General features: G+C 50.6%; 13 protein-coding genes and 3 pseudogenes. 7 read left to right on the top strand and 9 right to left on the bottom strand.

The window, feature by feature from the left end; translation table 11 throughout:
- The first annotated feature begins 53 nt into the window (after positions 1 to 53).
- The 3 genes from LG219_RS01685 to tyrS all read left to right on the top strand — a co-directional run bounded on the left by LG219_RS01685 (position 54) and on the right by tyrS (position 3301).
- Positions 54 to 1295: a lipoprotein-releasing ABC transporter permease subunit gene (locus LG219_RS01685; protein WP_373314791.1), complete on the top strand. Its 1242-nt coding sequence runs from the start codon at positions 54 to 56 to the stop codon at positions 1293 to 1295.
- Positions 1288 to 1962 (top strand): lipoprotein-releasing ABC transporter ATP-binding protein LolD, encoded by a 675-nt coding sequence (gene lolD / locus LG219_RS01680; protein ID WP_226762814.1) that lies wholly within the window; start codon positions 1288 to 1290, stop codon positions 1960 to 1962. The genes LG219_RS01685 and lolD overlap by 8 nt, the downstream gene beginning before the upstream one ends.
- 64 nt (positions 1963 to 2026) lie before the next feature.
- Positions 2027 to 3301 (top strand): tyrosine--tRNA ligase, encoded by a 1275-nt coding sequence (tyrS, locus tag LG219_RS01675; RefSeq protein ID WP_226762813.1) that lies wholly within the window; start codon positions 2027 to 2029, stop codon positions 3299 to 3301.
- Positions 3302 to 3602: 301 nt separating this feature from the next.
- On the opposite strand, the gene LG219_RS01670 is transcribed toward tyrS, so the two are convergent.
- The 7 genes and pseudogenes from LG219_RS01670 to LG219_RS01640 form a co-directional block, all read right to left on the bottom strand.
- Positions 3603 to 6596 carry a Tn3 family transposase gene (locus tag LG219_RS01670; protein WP_226762812.1) on the bottom strand — a complete coding sequence of 998 codons (2994 nt, stop codon included), beginning with the start codon at positions 6594 to 6596 and terminating at the stop codon, positions 3603 to 3605.
- Positions 6597 to 6730: 134 nt separating this feature from the next.
- Positions 6731 to 8304 (bottom strand): annotated as a pseudogene (locus LG219_RS01665) (IS3 family transposase).
- 112 nt (positions 8305 to 8416) lie between these two features.
- Positions 8417 to 9076, bottom strand: coding sequence for a hypothetical protein (locus LG219_RS01660; RefSeq protein ID WP_226762811.1), 660 nt, complete (start codon positions 9074 to 9076; stop codon positions 8417 to 8419).
- Positions 9073 to 9681 (bottom strand): hypothetical protein, encoded by a 609-nt coding sequence (locus LG219_RS01655; protein WP_226762810.1) that lies wholly within the window; start codon positions 9679 to 9681, stop codon positions 9073 to 9075. Before LG219_RS01655 ends, LG219_RS01660 begins: the two co-directional genes overlap by 4 nt.
- Positions 9678 to 10202, bottom strand: a complete 525-nt coding sequence (locus tag LG219_RS01650) for a PAAR domain-containing protein (protein WP_226762809.1) — start codon at positions 10200 to 10202, stop codon at positions 9678 to 9680. Before LG219_RS01650 ends, LG219_RS01655 begins: the two co-directional genes overlap by 4 nt.
- Entirely contained in the window at positions 10195 to 10614 is a 420-nt protein-coding gene (locus LG219_RS01645; RefSeq protein WP_226763203.1) for a PAAR domain-containing protein, read from the bottom strand. Before LG219_RS01645 ends, LG219_RS01650 begins: the two co-directional genes overlap by 8 nt.
- A gap of 42 nt (positions 10615 to 10656) precedes the next feature.
- Positions 10657 to 10881: pseudogene (locus LG219_RS01640) on the bottom strand (helix-turn-helix domain-containing protein); the annotation flags it as partial.
- A 215-nt stretch (positions 10882 to 11096) separates the two neighbouring features.
- Between LG219_RS01640 and LG219_RS01635 the strand changes: the two are divergent.
- Positions 11097 to 11696 (top strand): annotated as a pseudogene (locus LG219_RS01635) (recombinase family protein).
- A 48-nt stretch (positions 11697 to 11744) separates the two neighbouring features.
- Here LG219_RS01635 and LG219_RS01630 read toward each other — a convergent pair.
- Positions 11745 to 12404, bottom strand: coding sequence for a hypothetical protein (locus LG219_RS01630; RefSeq protein WP_226762808.1), 660 nt, complete (start codon positions 12402 to 12404; stop codon positions 11745 to 11747).
- 131 nt (positions 12405 to 12535) lie between these two features.
- Entirely contained in the window at positions 12536 to 13360 is an 825-nt protein-coding gene (locus LG219_RS01625; protein WP_226762807.1) for a class I SAM-dependent methyltransferase, read from the bottom strand.
- Between the two features lie 325 nt (positions 13361 to 13685).
- Here LG219_RS01625 and LG219_RS01620 point away from each other — a divergent pair, with 325 nt between their 5' ends.
- Genes LG219_RS01620 through LG219_RS01610 form a run of 3 tightly spaced genes read left to right on the top strand, consistent with a single transcriptional unit; the run spans position 13686 to position 16441 of the window.
- Positions 13686 to 15020: a M23 family metallopeptidase gene (locus tag LG219_RS01620; protein ID WP_226762806.1), complete on the top strand. Its 1335-nt coding sequence runs from the start codon at positions 13686 to 13688 to the stop codon at positions 15018 to 15020.
- A 16-nt stretch (positions 15021 to 15036) separates the two neighbouring features.
- Entirely contained in the window at positions 15037 to 16131 is a 1095-nt protein-coding gene (locus LG219_RS01615; RefSeq protein ID WP_226762805.1) for an anhydro-N-acetylmuramic acid kinase, read from the top strand.
- 55 nt (positions 16132 to 16186) lie between these two features.
- Entirely contained in the window at positions 16187 to 16441 is a 255-nt protein-coding gene (locus tag LG219_RS01610; RefSeq protein ID WP_226762804.1) for a DUF2164 domain-containing protein, read from the top strand.
- Positions 16442 to 16460 lie beyond the last annotated feature (19 nt).

Here is a 16460-nt window from a genome sequence, read left to right as displayed (position 1 = left end):
AGGATTATGCATCCACATGGTAAACTGCCCACCCACACCAAAAAACCGGTCGCTTGTGCATGTATGAATTATTAATTGGCCTTCGCTACACCCGCGCCAAGCGGCGCAATGGCTTCATTTCGTTTATATCGTTGGTCTCAATTCTAGGGATTGCCCTTGGCGTTGCGGCATTGATTATTGTGTTGTCGGTCATGAACGGGTTTCAAGAAGAGGTCCGTAATCGCATGCTTGGCATGACTTCGCACATCACCATCTCTAGTCCCGACAATAGTCTGCAAGACTGGCACGCGGCAGCACAGATCAGCGCTCAAAACTCGCACGTCAAAGGCGCTGCGCCCTACGTAATGGGGCAAGGCTTATTTACCAACGGCAGCCAAGTCAAAGGCGTATTGGTGCGCGGCATCAGCCCAGAGCTCGAGCCTAAAGTCAGCGAATTGGCCGACAAAATCGTTAGTGGCCGACTAGATACCTTGCAACAAGGTCGATTTAATGTGGTGCTGGGCTGGGCCTTAGCGCAAGAGCTTGGCGTGGGCGTGGGCGACAAAGTCACCCTGATTACCCCGCAAGGACAAGTCACCCCCGCTGGCCTACTCCCGCGCATGCGGCAATTTACCGTTGGCGGCATTTTCAAAGCTGACTACTACCCGTACGACGCCAATTTGGCGATGATTCACTTGGTTGACGCGCAAAAACTGTATCGCACCGGCGATGCAGTCAGTGGTGTACGACTTAAAATCGACGACTTATTTAAAGCCCGTGAAGTGGCTCGAGAAATCAATCGTACCTTACCTGAGCTGATTATTGCCGACTGGAGTCAAGAAAATCCAACGTATTTTCGCGCCGTTGAAATCGAAAAACGCATGATGTTTATTATCTTGACGTTGATTGTCGCCGTTGCCGCATTTAACCTCGTTTCGACCTTGGTGATGCTGGTCACCGACAAACAAGCAGACATTGCCATCTTGCGCACACTGGGTGCGTCCCCTGCTTCGATTATGAAAATATTTTTGGTTAACGGTGCGATCTCGGGATTTATTGGCACTGCGGCGGGCGTCGCGGGTGGCGTATTGGTCGCCGCCAATATTGGCACCATCGTCCCCTTTATTGAAAAAATCATTGGCGCGCAGATTCTGTCGGCTGACGTGTATTTAATTACCGAGTTGCCATCCAAAATCATCGCCAACGATGTAATTAGCATCGGTGTCATTTCATTATTACTGGCACTACTGGCAACGCTTTACCCAAGCTGGCGTGCATCGCGTGTTAATCCGGCGGAGGCGCTACGCTATGAGTAACATCATTCTTTCAGCAAAAAATCTCAGCAAAACCTATCTTTCTGGCCAACTGCAAACGCCGGTATTAAGCGCGGTAAATTTCGAGCTCAGTCGCGGCGAAATCGTGGCGATTGTTGGCGCTTCGGGCTCGGGCAAATCCACCCTACTACACTGCCTTGGCGCGCTTGACTCACCCACTAGCGGCGAAGTTCGCCTGCTAGAGCAAGATCCATTTTTGCTCAACGAAACCGAGCGTGGATTGTTGCGGAATCATCAGCTGGGCTTTGTGTATCAGTTCCACCATTTGCTGCCCGAATTTACCGCTGCAGAAAACGTCGCGATGCCATTACTGATTCGCCGAATGAATAAAGCTACCGCCTTAGCGCAAGCACAAGCCATGCTCGACAAAGTCGGCCTAGGTCATCGCAGCCAGCACAAACCGAGCGAATTATCGGGCGGCGAGCGTCAACGCGCTGCCATTGCGCGGGCGCTGGTCACGAACCCAGCCTGCGTATTGGCGGATGAGCCGACCGGCAATTTGGATCGTAAAAATGCCGACGTGGTGTTTGACTTAATGCTGGAACTGGCTCGCGACAGTGGCACTGGCTTTGTGATCGTGACGCACGACACTGATTTGGCCGCGCGCTGTGATCGCGCGCTGCGTTTAGACTTTGGGGTATTGAGCTAGCAACAGTGAAAGACAATGCTTTGCAGTACATACCCATTATTATTGTGATTAAGAAGGAAAACAAATGACTCAATTTGATTTATTGGCTGACTTAGAACAGCGCGGCCTCATCGCCCAACAAACCGACGCCGCTGCACTTGGCAAACTCATGAGTGAACAAGCCATCACCCTGTATTGCGGCTTTGACCCGACCGCAGACAGTCTGCACATCGGTAGCTTGGTGCCTATTTTGGTACTAAAGCGTTTCCAACAAGCTGGTCACAAACCCATCGCCTTGGTTGGCGGCGCTACCGGCATGATTGGCGACCCATCGTTTAAAGCCGCCGAGCGCAAGCTCAATACACTGGACGTCATCGAAGGCTGGGTAGGCAAAATCCGCAGCCAAGTTTCACCGTTTTTAAATTTCGAAGGCAATAACGCCGCCATCATGGCCAACAATCATGACTGGTACGCCAAGATGGACATCTTGGCGTTCTTGCGCGACATCGGCAAACACTTCTCTGTTAACAATATGATTAACAAAGAATCAGTAAAACAACGAATTAACCGCGACGGCGACGGCATTTCGTTTACCGAATTCACCTACAGCCTGCTGCAAGGTTACGATTTTGTCGTGCTCAATGAACAATACGGCTGCCAATTGCAAATCGGCGGCTCAGATCAATGGGGCAATATCACGGCCGGCACTGATTTAACGCGCCGTATGCGCCAACAATCCGTACATGGCCTGACCATGCCTTTGGTGACCAAGTCTGACGGCACCAAATTTGGCAAAACCGAAAGCGGCACCATTTGGCTCGATCGCAAAAAAACCTCACCGTACAAGTTCTACCAATTCTGGCTTTCGACTGCAGATGCCGACGCATACAAATTCCTGCGCTACTTCACTTTCCTAAGCGTGGATGAAATCGCGGCGATTGAAGCGACCGATTTAGCGTCCGGCAAAAAACCCGAAGCCCAACGCATCTTGGCCGAACAAGTGACTGAACTCGTTCACGGCAAAGACGCGGTGATCGCTGCTGAGCGCATTAGCCAAAGTCTGTTTGCTGAAGACCAAAACGCCCTCACCGAGCTTGATTTTGAGCAACTGGCACTCGATGGCTTACCAACATTCGAGCTGGCGCGCGACGCCAATGGTTTGATTGATGTCTTGGCCGCGACTGAGCTCGCAACGTCAAAAAGCCAAGCTCGTGGCTTTATTGAAAGCGGCGCAGCGATTGTCAACGGCGCAAAAATCACTGATTTAACCGCGACAATTACCGAAGCCGATTACAAATTCGGCCATTACACCCTCCTTCGTCGTGGCAAGAAAAATCATGCACTAGTGGTTTGGCTGTAATTGCTGGGTATTGCCATGTAGACGGCATTTTACAAGCGCTGCATGGCAATACATATTGATTTTCTGATTACGAAGATGCGAAGTTTAAATGAGAGATTTTGCCCTGAAGTCAGCGCGAGAGAGCACCCCTAGAGTCTGTTGCCGCTTGGTTTTACATCGCGGCTCACGCTCTGTTCGTGGCGATTCAAGGCGTAATATTTTTGTTGGTTAGGGTGCGCAACGCTTCGCGCGACACACTCGTGTTTATGGGGTTTAGGGAGCAATGGAACCAAAAACCAACGTAAGCCCTAATTGGCTTTATTTACAGGTCGTCAGCTGGATTTCTGAGTGGTCGAAGCTCGCCTCTGGCGACTTCATCCGGCACCAAAAATGAATACCGCCCCAGCATATTGATATGCTCCCAGCCCAGCGGCGATAGCCGTGCGACGTCTGCATCCAGAATCGGGTAGCCTTGTCCTTTGAGCTGCTTCAGCGCTGCCGTCATGTAAATCGTATTCCACAACACAATCATATTGACCACCAAACCCAGCGTACTCAGTTGATCTTCTTGGCCTTCACGATAACGCTGGCGCAGTTCACCCCGTTTCCCATGAAAAACAGCACGCGCCAAACTATGTCGGCTTTCTCCTCGATTAAGTTGGGTTAACGTTGCGCGGCGTTTTGATTCATCATCAATGTAGGTCAGCATGTGCAGCGTTTTTTCCAGCCGGCCAAATTCGGCCAGAGCTTGCGCCAGGCGGGTTGGCCTATCCCCAGTTTGCAAGGTGCGCATAATGCCAGTGGCCGGAATGCGGCCAAGCTTTAACGAACCGGCTAACCGTAGCAAATCATCCCAATGCTCGGTAATTAACTCCAGTTTGACCGACTGTTTAGCCAGCCCGTTCAGTTGGCCATAATCGGCATCCGGCCTTGAGCGCCAGAATCGGGTACCGCCGACATCGGCCAACCGTGGGCTGAAGTGGTAGCCCAGCAAGCGAAACAAACCAAAAACCACATCGCTATAAGCGCCGGTGTCGGTCATAATTTGGGTGGGCTGTAATTCGGTTTGCTGTTCTAGCACCACGGCCAGCAGTACCAAACTGTCGCGTAGCGTACCTGGCACTGTGATGGCGTTCAGCCCTGAAAACTGATCTGAAATCATGTTGTACCAAGTCACGCCTCGACCAGAACCAAAATATTTTGGATTGGGGCCTGAATGAACGGTGCGCACCGGTACGACAAAGCGCATGCCATCGGCAGAAGCGACTTCACCACCACCCCACGCTTGCGCCAATTCAAGTTGGCTTTGCATTGAAACCAAAATGGCATTGGCAGCAGCCAAGGTGTCGTCACGAATGTAGTTTTGGCTTACCCAAGACAGCCGATCACGCCGTAAGGCCGGTATGTCTGCTCGAATCAAGGGCTCCAGCCCGGTATTACAAGCATCGCCCAATAATACCGCGCATAAGCTGGTGGCAAAGTTATCGGCACGGGCATTACGTTCAGAAACATGCGCAAAGGCACTGGTAAAACCTGTTCGTGCAGCAACCTCCAGCAAAATCTCCGGCAGATCGACACGCGGCATCAAATCAGCGACTGCGGCACGCAGTTGCAATAAAGACGGTGGTTCGTCCAGCTTGTCTAACGCCCCAAGTGATAATTCGGTTTTTCCTTCCTCGGTTTCGGTCAGCTGAATGGCCGAATTTTCTGGCAAGCGTTTTGCAACCGTCAGCCAAGTTGCATCCAGTTCTGCGGTGAGTGCATCCAACGTGGGCTTGGCCTCGATGGTCAACCCTAGTGATCGGCACACAATGGGGCGTGCTGCCAACCATTCCGCACCGTCGAGCAAACCAAGGCGTGGGTCGGCGTAGCGCCAACTTGGCGAGACATACACATCCCGACGGCGCAAGGCCGTGCGTAGCTCATCCAGTACACAAAATACATAGGCGCGCATATCCAGTTCACCATCTTTACCAAATATGTGCTTTTTCCAAGACTTAGCCACTACATCTTGTGGTGCATCGCTTTCGGCTTGTTTGCGCTTCAGGTTTTTATGCAGCCATTCCAGACCGGCAACGACGGCTTCGCCTGTTGGATTGGCACCGAAATGTAATCGTGCCAATAAATCCGGCAAGAAACGGCGAACACCACGATACCGTTCTTCCAACGCATGAAGAAAAACATCATTCGCAGGGCGAATCAGCGCGTTGACTTCTTCCAAGGCTTTTTCTAATTCCGCTCGGGGCAGGCTGGCGAATAATTCATTTCGCAATGTACCGTCAGCGATGGAGGCATCCAGTACCATTTTGCAGGCAGCGGCCAGCGTGGCTGCTGATCGATCCAAATCTTTCAGCGTGCGCAGACGTGCTTTTTTATCCGCTTTTTCAGCATTGCTGAAAATGTCGCGCAGCAAGGCTTCCAGTACTTCCAGTGCATCGTCGTGGGCGGTCGCTTCAAGGCAAACGGCGAAAGCCACCAGTGTGGCCAACTGCCTTGCCGGGGGTAATCGGTTAATGGCCGTCACTTTGGCTGTATTGGCAAAGCGAGCCAAAGCCGCAATTCGGCTCGGCGGAATATGTGCTGCGGCTGGCAGAGTAATACCGAAACCACGGACATCATCGAGCCGGAGTAGCGCTTTCACCAGCGAAGGGCCGCTAACCATGACAGGGCCGGAACGTAGCTGATCTAATCGTGAGCCGCGATTACCCTCCTCAACAGCCAGCAGTTTTAATAGCAGCTGGCGTTGTTGTTCGGTCACGCTACGCCCCAGCGTGTGCCAAAGACGTTCCTCAACCCGACTACGAAGTTGGGCAACGAACCGCTCAAGCTGGGAAACACCTGGCAAAAGTACTTTGTGGGTTAGCAGCCAGGTTGTTGCTCGCTCAAACAGCACACTGGGACGATCGGTCCCTGTCCAGCAGAGCGCATATAACCATCGGCTCAAACGAAAACCAACGTTATGGTCGGTAAAGTGGCTATAGCCGTAACGTTGTTGAATGTCGGAAGCATGTATCCAGCGGCGATGATCGCTATAGCGCAGTAGGCAGTCAGGTTCTGCAATTGATAGTTGACGCATCAAAACATGCTGAACTTCTAGTGGAACCGTCATGGGTTTGTCGGGAAAACCGCCAATAAAACGCACGGTGCTCAACAAAATGGCATAGCCTAATCTTGAGTGATCACCCCGTAATTTTTGGATGACTTCACGATCTTCATCGCTCAGATAAAAATAACGCTCCAACTCTTCGCGACTGGGTGAGCCGACATACTGGCCAAAGCCATCGCGTTGTTCTTGAGTTAGAAAACCAACGGGCATCGCTTACTGCCTCTGTGCAATAAAGGTGAAGGGATACACGTCCGTTTTACTTGAGTGCGTTAAAGTAATCCGCCGCCGCGCATAATGGTGATGCCGGTAATTGTCAAACTAGTTGTCGCCTCAATCGTTAAATCCTATGCCATCTTTTGCGCCATTTTTTCCCTTACAAGTAAGACCTCTGTATCGGATAGCTTTTCTGGATTCAAATGCACAATTTTCGTCCTTTCCCAGTTGCGCGTTTTGCTTGACCACCGCCGTGGATTCTTAGCTCGCGCCGCTTCATAAACGGCAATTCGTTGCGCCAACAACGCCTGATCTTCGCCAGCATGGCGCTCGGTCGGCGTGACGTATTTTATGCTGCTATGACGATGCTCTTCGTTGTACCAATGCACCACTTGCGTCGCCCATTGCCGTGCCGCCAGTAAATCTTCAAATGGCTTGGGCAACTGCATGGGGCGGTATTTCAGCGTTTTAAATAAAGACTCGGAGTATGGGTTGTCATTGCTCACTGCCGGTCGGCTAAATGACGCCGCTACGCCTAAATATTGCAGCGTTGCCAGCATCGTCGAGCCCTTCATTGAGCTGCCATTATCCGAGTGCAATACCACCTGATCGCGAGTGATGCGTTCACGTCGGCAAATGTCTTGCATCATGTCGCTGGCGTTTTGACTGCTTTCTTCTGCGTATACCTGCCAGCCGATGATTTTTCGGCTGAATATATCGAGAAATATATACAGGTAAAAATACTTTCCCTGAATCGTGCTCGCCAAGTAAGTGATGTCCCAGCTATACAATTGATTCGGTGCGATGGCGCACAAGGCCTTCGGTTTACTGCGCACTTGCGCCGGACGCTCGGCGCGACGATGTTGGAGTTGATCCGCTGCGCGCAGCACCCGATAGAACGTTGATTCTGAAGCAATATAACGTTGCTGATCGGCTAATCGAGGGACTATCTGGCTCGGTGGTAAATGCGCAAATTCGGCGGAATTAGCCACCGCCAAAACAGTCGCTCGCTCGGCTAAAGTCAACTTGTGGACGGGCACTGTCTTCTGCAATGGACGCTGATCAATCATCACCGTATCACCGTCAGTCCAGCGCTGAATCGTGCGGATATTGAAGCCGAGAATAGCGCAAGCCAACGTCTGTCGAGCCCCTGCCAAAATGGCCTCTTGCAGCAAATCAAGGCAAAGCTGGCGCTCGGCCAGCGCCGTCATTCGTCCGCGCCCTCCAGGTAGGCATTGAACTTTTTTTGCAAAATCAGCAGCGCCGCAGCCTCCGCCAATGCCTTGTCTTTGCGGTTCAATTCACGCTGCAACTGTTGATTGGCTTTCTTCAGCTCACGCATCGACTGAGCATCGACTTTACTGTTTTGAATGGCTGGCGGAGTACAAAATTCCGCTCGCCACTGACTTAAATGATGGGGAAACAAACCCTGCTGACGGCACCACGCATTGAGCTCAATTTCAGGTAAGCCATGACTCTGTTGCAGAGCCAAAAGGCGTTCCTCAATCGACCAATCTTCAGGTCGTTTCGCGCGCTCAATCGGCGTTGGAATTTGTGTTTTCTTAGCGGCAGCCATCCAGCCCTTCAGGGTAAATTTAGAAAGATTAAGTTCCTGAGTTACCGGTTCAATCGTGCGACCTTGGCGTTGATAAACTTTGCTCAAAGCCTGCTGTTTAAAGTCGTCAGAATACGTGATTTTTTGCATGTTGAAGCCTCTGTTTTTTCAAGCCAATGAAAATTCAGAGGCGACAACTAGTCTGACATAGGGGGATGCGGAACGCGTAACACATTACCGTTACAGCCAAATTATGCACGTCTCATTTGAGAGAAAACTTGTATACATTGCCAGCCTCAACAAAGGATGCCTTTCGCTCGTTTCCTACTTGCACGAAGCCATTCCCTTGGATCGCATACTCAGTAAAGGCAATACCAGTGGGCGTATCACTCCCTTCTTGATAAAGATACTCTGCCTTATCAAATGTGATTGCATCCATATTCTTGCGGATGTTGGAGCAGGAGGCAAAGAGGCTGGCTAATTTCCAAGCCTTAGGATGCTGCTTGTCGAGTTGTATCAGGTAAACAGATTTATGTCTTACCGCCGTACCAGACGCCGACGGAGCTACACCCTCCAAGCATGCCCAGCCCTTTGCAAAAAAAACGCTTGAGCCGCGACCAAGGTCACCTGCATCCACAACTTCGCCAGGAAAAGCCTTCACTGATCGATTTTTCAAGAACTTACCATCAACTTTAATACGACCACCCCTAAGTGTCGCACTATGCTGCGCCCCAGCCTCACTGCCTTGCCAGGCATAGGCTAAGTCATTGCTCTCCGTAATACTATCAAGCTGTAAATCATGCCTTTCACCCAGAAACAAGCGCGCTGGCAATGTGCTGTAATAGGCTTCATATCCATGAAAAACATCTTCAGCCTGTACAACCAGTGGCAAACATATAGCGACTATAGGTAAGATTTTCATCGGTACGCCTTTCCTCCTGTAGCGATAAGATAATCTGCGTCATGCGTCCAGAAAATTGTCTTCCCGTAAGCTGCGGTTGACACCCACACAAATTGAAATGAGCCACGAACCTTCGAGTTCACTTCTTTCCCAGTTTTCTTATCCCTGACCTTCCAGTAAATCGTTGTAGGATGGCTCACATCTTTTACATCAAAAATGTTGTGACTTGGATCCGCAATATGGAAGCCATCCTTCACTTTGGGGTGATTATCGAAGTTGGTCTTAAAATCCAAACCATCCCACCAGAACGCACCGTTTGATGGGTCCTTGCTCGCATTGGCCAAAGCGCTCTTTGCGCAATCGACAGCCAGTGACATGCCTTTGTCAGCGGAGATTGCATCCTCGCTGGCCTTCATGAGTTTGGCGTATCGCTGATTACCGTCTTTGACTGCGTAGGTATAGTTAGGGTCAGCGGCTAACAGCCCATCAATTGTTTTTCCGCCCCAAGCTCTCGCCCGGTTCGCTACAGCCCAAGCAATACCGCCAATTTCATTCGGATCATTGGCGCCAGATGCTTCCCCGTAGGCGATTGCTGCCAGTTTTCTTGTTTGTGCGTCGAGACTCATATCATTGGAATCCAGAAAGTTGGTTCACCGGAGTTATCCATCGGGAATGCTGCCGTATTGCCCTCTCCGCAAATTTCACCTTCATGGAGCTTTTCATCACCGTTGTCCACACGATAGGCCAGCTTGATCGGCGAGCCATCATCACGCTCGACCGTATAGAAATATTCATAGTCGTCGTTGGCCACTGATGTTGATGCCGCCACGGCAGCTGTGGCCATGCCTGCGGCGACTACACTGCTCGAGCCGCCCGGAGTGTTATCAACCGTAGCCTGCCCTTGCGTGGCAATCAATACTGCACCACATGAAGTCAACATCCCTTCAACCGCGACATTTTTGCCCATGAAGGCGTAATTGCTCGCCCCAGCGATGATGGTGAAGGTCGTTTTGCATTTAGGGCAATGCCCTTTATGACCAATGCCTGCGGCGTTTTTGCCGTAAACATTAAGTGTCGAAAAACCTTCCAACACGGTGCCGCCATGTGAGGTTGGGTCACCAATGCGAATAATTGCGCGCTCAGCCACGGTTTTCGCCTTGATATGGTTTAGGTGCAAAGGTCGGGTCAAGTAGACCTTCGATTGGCGGCTCATCGGCATATTGAATAATCATCGCGTCGTTATGGATTGGCCCCGTGATGGTGTCGCCATTGGCGAGCAAGCTGCCAACTACAGCGGCAGATTGGACACCGAATACCATGGCAACACCTGCGCCACTGATGATTCGTGTTTCTCTGCCATCCGGATAACGTACCGTGTCACCGACCAAACCAATGCGGGTTTCTCGTAGAAACATCCCGCTGGTAGCGATAATCTTGCCACCACGTTCGGTTGTCGAGTGATCTGTAGCTAGTGGGTAACGTGCTTTAACGGGCTTGGCAGCCAGCTTCGCAAGGAATTCATCTGCCATGCGTTGTCCTTCATCTACATTTTCTTGCATTGCACTTCCTTCTAAACGCTTGGATTGCAGCTCAAGGGTTGCAGCGATATCAACCAAGGCATCAAGAGAAAAACGATCCGTGTTACCACGACACAAATCGCTGATACGGGGTTGGCTCAGCCCACAAAAATGGGCGGCCTCTTGCTGGGTCCAAGTATTAGTTGCCAGCAGGGCCCTAATCTTGCTGATTACGGCCGTACGAACTCGCTCACTCGGCGTGTCGTAAGTGGGTTTTTCGGTTATTTGTGTAGGGGGCTTTCTTTTCATCTAATCACTATGCCATAAAACGCATAGATCTAGTGTGGTGGCCGACACAAAACACTTTTCGCAAAGTGTCACATAAATAGGGAATTTATGCTTTTGTAAGACATAGTTTATATAACCGGATATGTTACATTTTTTGACCATCAAAAAATCCTAGCGCACACTGTCACATAATCGACCATCTATGTGACAAGGATTTGGATATACTGATTGGCTATATGCGGGCATCTAAGGATGATGGCTCTCAAGCGACTGACCTGCAACGCGATGCGCTCACCGTCGCGGGCGTAGATGCCACGCAACTGTATGAAGACCATGTTTCTGGCAAAAAGGAAGATCGTCCTGGTTTAACTGCTTGCCTGAAAGCCTTGCGGAATGGCGATACGCTGATGGTGTGGAAACTCGACTGATTGGGACGCAATCTGCATCACCTGGTTAACACCGTGCATGATCTGAATCAGCGTGGCATCGGTTTCAAGGTACTGACTGGCCACGGCGCTGATATTGATACCACCACGGCCAGCGGAAAATTAGTGTTTGGTATTTTTGCTGCGCTGGCTGAGTTTGAACGGGAGCTTATTTCAGAGCGCACCAAGGCGGGCTTAGCTTCTGCCCGAGCCCGTGGCCGTAAAGGCGGCGCCAAATATAAAATGACAGCCGCAAAACTACGTTTAGCCATGGCTGCCATGGGTCAACCAGAAACCAAGGTAAACGACTTGTGTAAAGAACTAGGAATTACACGTCAGACACTGTACCGGCATGTATCACCTCTGGGTGAGCTGCGTGAAGATGGGAAGAAATTATTGTCTATTTGCTAATGATTTAGACTTACGTTGGTTTTTGGTTCCATTACTCCCTAAACCCCTTTATCTAAAATCAAGCGCATAGGTTTGAATCGCACGCTCTAATTCAGCTGTCGTGCGTGTGGTTTTTGAGCAAAACACCGCCATTCGCCCCACTAGGCAATCTAACTCGGCAAATTCTGCAATCACTTCATACTCAGGTCGACCAACGTAGTCATCGACGACTAAAGTCCAGCTTGATTGCGCCTGCAAAGCTCGAATCGCCTTGAGCGCGCAGGCCACTCGAAATCGACCATCGATCAGAATTAAATCAGGCTGGCGATGGTTGCTGAGTGATTCAACAGGAAAGTCGGAATATCGAGCAAATTGCGCTTGGCGCGCCTTGCCGATGCCGCGCCATAGCACGGGCCGGCTCCACTCGCGACTAAAGCCTATTTGCCTCGGCAAATAAGTCTGCTCAGCAGGATTGAACAAGCCATCTGCGGTGATTTTTTGCCGAACTGCTTTAAGAAAAAAACGATCCGAGTCGATACACACAAAGGATTTATTTAGCTTGGCAGCCAAGTACGTCGAGCCACCCGAGCCAAACTCTAGATAATGTGTGGCGGCGATTAATTTTTGCTCAAACCATGCGCTGGATGCGTCGTTATCAAAATGGGGCGAATTGGGCACAGCGAAACCAGTGATGCGTTGGGTGTATAAAAATCGAATCAAATCCAGCATTGAACGCCCTTTGCGGCATGGAATAATGGGCAGCGCCGCAAAAGACGCAGACCATCGACTGAGTTCGGGCTGATAAGCGACTGCAACTCACTCGATCAACCCATCGTCATTAAGTAGCGTTGCGCCACACCTTAGTACAAAAATCGCCCCGTCATATCGCCTAAATTGGTTTCGGCTAAAATCTGTGCGATTTTTTCTCGGGCTGCTTTGCGCGGAGCGTCTTTGCTTTGGCTGGCAATGATCAACTCGTTTTTCATCGAGTGTTCCCAGCCGACCAGTTCCGTCACGGTGACTTGATAGCCGTTGGCTTGTAGCTGCAAGCAGCGCAGTACATTGGTTAGCTGACTGCCAAATTCGCGAGTATGGATGGGGTGACGCCACATTTCCGCCAGCGGTGTGCTGGCCAAGGCTTTGCTTTTGTGTTTGCGCAGCACGCTAGCGACTTCAGCTTGGCAGCAAGGCACCAGCACCATGTGGCGGGCGTTTTTTTCTAGGCCGAATTTAATGGCGTCATCGGTAGCGGTATCACAAGCATGTAGCGCGGTGACGATGTCGATTTGTGCTGGCATTTCTTTGGCGGCAGCGGCTTGTTCAACCAGCATATCCAAGAACGTCATGCGTTCAAAGCCGCACAAAGTCGCCAATTCACGGGATTTTTGCACCAGCTCAGAACGAAATTCCGTGCCGTAAATATGCCCTGCCGGCTTATCTTTAAAAAACAAATCATAAATAATAAAGCCCAAGTAAGACTTGCCCGCGCCATGGTCAACCAAGGTGACATTTTCATGATCGGCCAGCGTTGACTTGAGCAAGGGCTCAATAAAGTTAAACAAGTGGTAAACCTGTTTGAGCTTACGTCGACTGTCTTGGTTGAGTTTGCCATCGCGCGTGAGAATATGCAGCGCTTTTAATAGCTCAATCGATTGGCCAGCGCGAATTTCTGGAATGGCGTTCATATTAAATCCTATCTAAATAATGCTTTGGGTATTGCGCTACAAGCAAACCATCTTGCTCGGTAGCGTCTGATACGTATCAATTTAATTCAAGTGGCCGCGTGACTATTTACACTCGCAAGAAGTGCCAATGGCCGAAATGGGTTTCAATGCTACAGTAGCGAACTAAAAATTGACCTCGCAGTCTATTTGGTGGCGTGATTTTTTTTGACTTAAAAATCACCGTCAATCGCAACCCATTCTGGCTTGCGCCTTGTGGCGCAATGACGTGTTACTTCAATCATGATCGGCGTGTTTTAGCACGCATGCGGTTTGGATTAGGAATTTTATGCAACGGATTTTACCGCAATCATTCACCAAGGTGCGCGCCACTCGTGCGCTTTCGACGCAAGCATCTTGGCAAAAAAGACATTTAGCCTGGTTGACCGCAGCGGTGTTTTTACCGCTGAGCTTAATGGTAACCGCCTACGGCGTAGTTGAATACGGCCCGCGTGAGCAGGTCAATGTGCGCCAAGTCACGCAACAACTCGCCACCCCCACCCTCATTTCAGCGCAGAGCGACACCCCATTCTGGCGAGAAGAAATCATTCAGACCGGTGACGGGCTGGGTAAATTATTTAATAAATTGTCGATTAACGACAGCCAAGCGTGGGAGTTTATCCGCACCGACCCGGCCGCGCGCGTACTGTATGAATTGTCGGCTGGCCGCTTAATTCGCGCACAAACCACCGCTGATGGGCGCTTATTGCAAATGAGTTACCTCAACAAAGCCGGTGAGTTAATCCAATTGATTCGAGATGGCGAGCAACTGCGCACTCAAATTGCACCGGCAATCGCAGAGAAATACACGCAGCAAAAATCCGGCACCATCAGCAGCTCTTTTTACGGGGCGACCGACGCCATTGGCTTACCCGATGAAATTGCGCAGCAACTGATTGAGGCTTTTGATCAAAAAATCGATTTCCACAATAGTCTTAAAGCTGGCGATCATTTTTCGGTAATTTATGAGGTAGAAAAAAGCGGCGGTGAAGATTTACGCACCGGTCGAATTTTAGCCGCGCAATTTACCAATAACGGCCAAACACACGAGGTCTTTTGGTTTGCGGGCGCAGGCATTGAAGGCGCTTATTTTGATCAAAACGGCGAAACTTCGGGGCAAAGTTTTTTAGCTAACCCAGTCAAGTTTTCGCGTATTAGCTCAGGATTTTCCCGCCGCTTTCATCCGGTATTGTTTAAGTGGAAGTCGCACAAAGGCGTTGATTACGCAGCACCGACAGGCACGCCGGTGTATAGCGCGGCGGATGGCATAGTGAGCCGAGTCACACAAGATGGCGGCTACGGTAAGTTTATTGAAATCAAGCATGGCGACCAATACAGCACGCTGTACGCGCATTTATCGGCATTTGCCAAAGACCTAAAAGCCGGACAAAACATTAAAAAGGGCGATGTGATTGGCGCAGTGGGTCGCACCGGCCGCGTAACTGGGCCGCATTTGCATTATGAATTTAAAGTTAAAGGCACGCAGGTCGACCCATTAACCTTAAATCTACCCAATAGCAAACCGCTCAATGCCACGCAATTGGCCCAATTTAAACCGCATGTCTTGCGCACAAAGCAACAACTGGCGCTACTGAGCAAGGTAGAATTAGCCAAATTGGATTAATTGACAGGAAATAGCAATGGCGCAGCGTCACCTTTACATTGGGCTTATGACAGGAACCAGCTTGGACGGCATTGATGCCGTCTTAGTGGATATGGCGTCCAGCCCACCGCAACTGTTGGCCAGCTTGGGCGCGCCATTGCCCTCGGTATTGCGGGCGCAATTATTGCAATTACAAAGCCCTGCACACGATGAAATTCATTTGGCGCAACTCGCTGCCAATGCGCACAGCCTAGCGTGCGCCGAGGTGGTCAAAGCTTTATTGCAAACCACACCGTATCAAGCCAGTGACATCCAAGCGATTGGCAATCACGGCCAAACCATTCGTCATCGACCCGAGCTGGGGTATACGCTACAAATCGGCAACCATGCTTTGCTGGCTGAACATACTGGCATCACCGTGGTCGGTGATTTTCGTTCTCGGGATGTCGCGGCGGGCGGGCAAGGTGCGCCGTTGGTGCCGGCTTTTCATCATGCTTTATTTGCCAGTCCAAATCAAAATCGAGTGATCCTCAATATTGGTGGCATTGCCAATTTAAGTTGGCTAGGCCAACACCAACCGGTTAGCGGCTTTGATAGCGGCCCGGGCAATGTATTGATGGATGGGTGGATTCATCAGCATTTAGGCGCGCATTACGACGCCGATGGCGCTTGGGCTGCCAGCGGTCAAATTTTGCCCGATCTACTGGCAGACATGCTCACCGAGCCATTTTTTGCACTTAGCGCCCCCAAAAGCACGGGCCGTGATTTATTTCATCAGGCATGGCTAGATCAGCACTTGGCAGGCCGCAATGACAAACCTGCAGACGTGCAAGCGACTTTATGCGCCCTGACCGCCAACAGCATCAGCCAAGCGATTTTAAGCCAAGGCACGCCAGATGAAGTATTAGTCTGTGGTGGCGGCGCGCATAATCAGCAGTTGATGCGTTTACTGGCCGAGCAACTCCCCTGCCCGGTCAGCAGCTCCGCCAGCGTGGGTATTCATCCCGATTGGGTTGAAGCATTTGCTTTTGCATGGTTAGCCGAGCGTTGCATCACCGGTCAGAGCGCCAATTTGCCCGCAGTCACCGGCGCACAAGGCCCGCGCATTTTGGGGGCCATCTGGCCAAATTAAGTTCAGCGAAATCAAAACACTGACACGACCAATCAACTCAAATACACCACAGCATATGAGCATTAAAATCGATAAATCGCTACAGCCACAATTACAGCAAGCCATCCAACGCTACTGCCGAGAAGAGATCGACACCGACATTGGCGAGCTACAAGCGGCATTCATGCTGGACTTTGTGCTGCGCGAGATCGGCCCGCACATCTATAACCAAGCGATTCGTGATGCGCAAAACCATCTTGCGCAGCAAGTAGAAGCACTGCCTGAGTATTGCTTTGAAGTTACAACGAGCTACTGGCACAAGAAAAAGTAATCTTAGTGGGTATATCAAC

Origin of the sequence: Deefgea salmonis, from assembly GCF_020531905.1 — a bacterium.
Taxonomy (GTDB): Bacteria; Pseudomonadota; Gammaproteobacteria; order Burkholderiales; family Chitinibacteraceae; genus Deefgea; species Deefgea salmonis.
The sequence above is the reverse complement of the archived record's forward strand: the minus strand, read 5'-3'. Positions and strand labels throughout refer to the sequence as shown.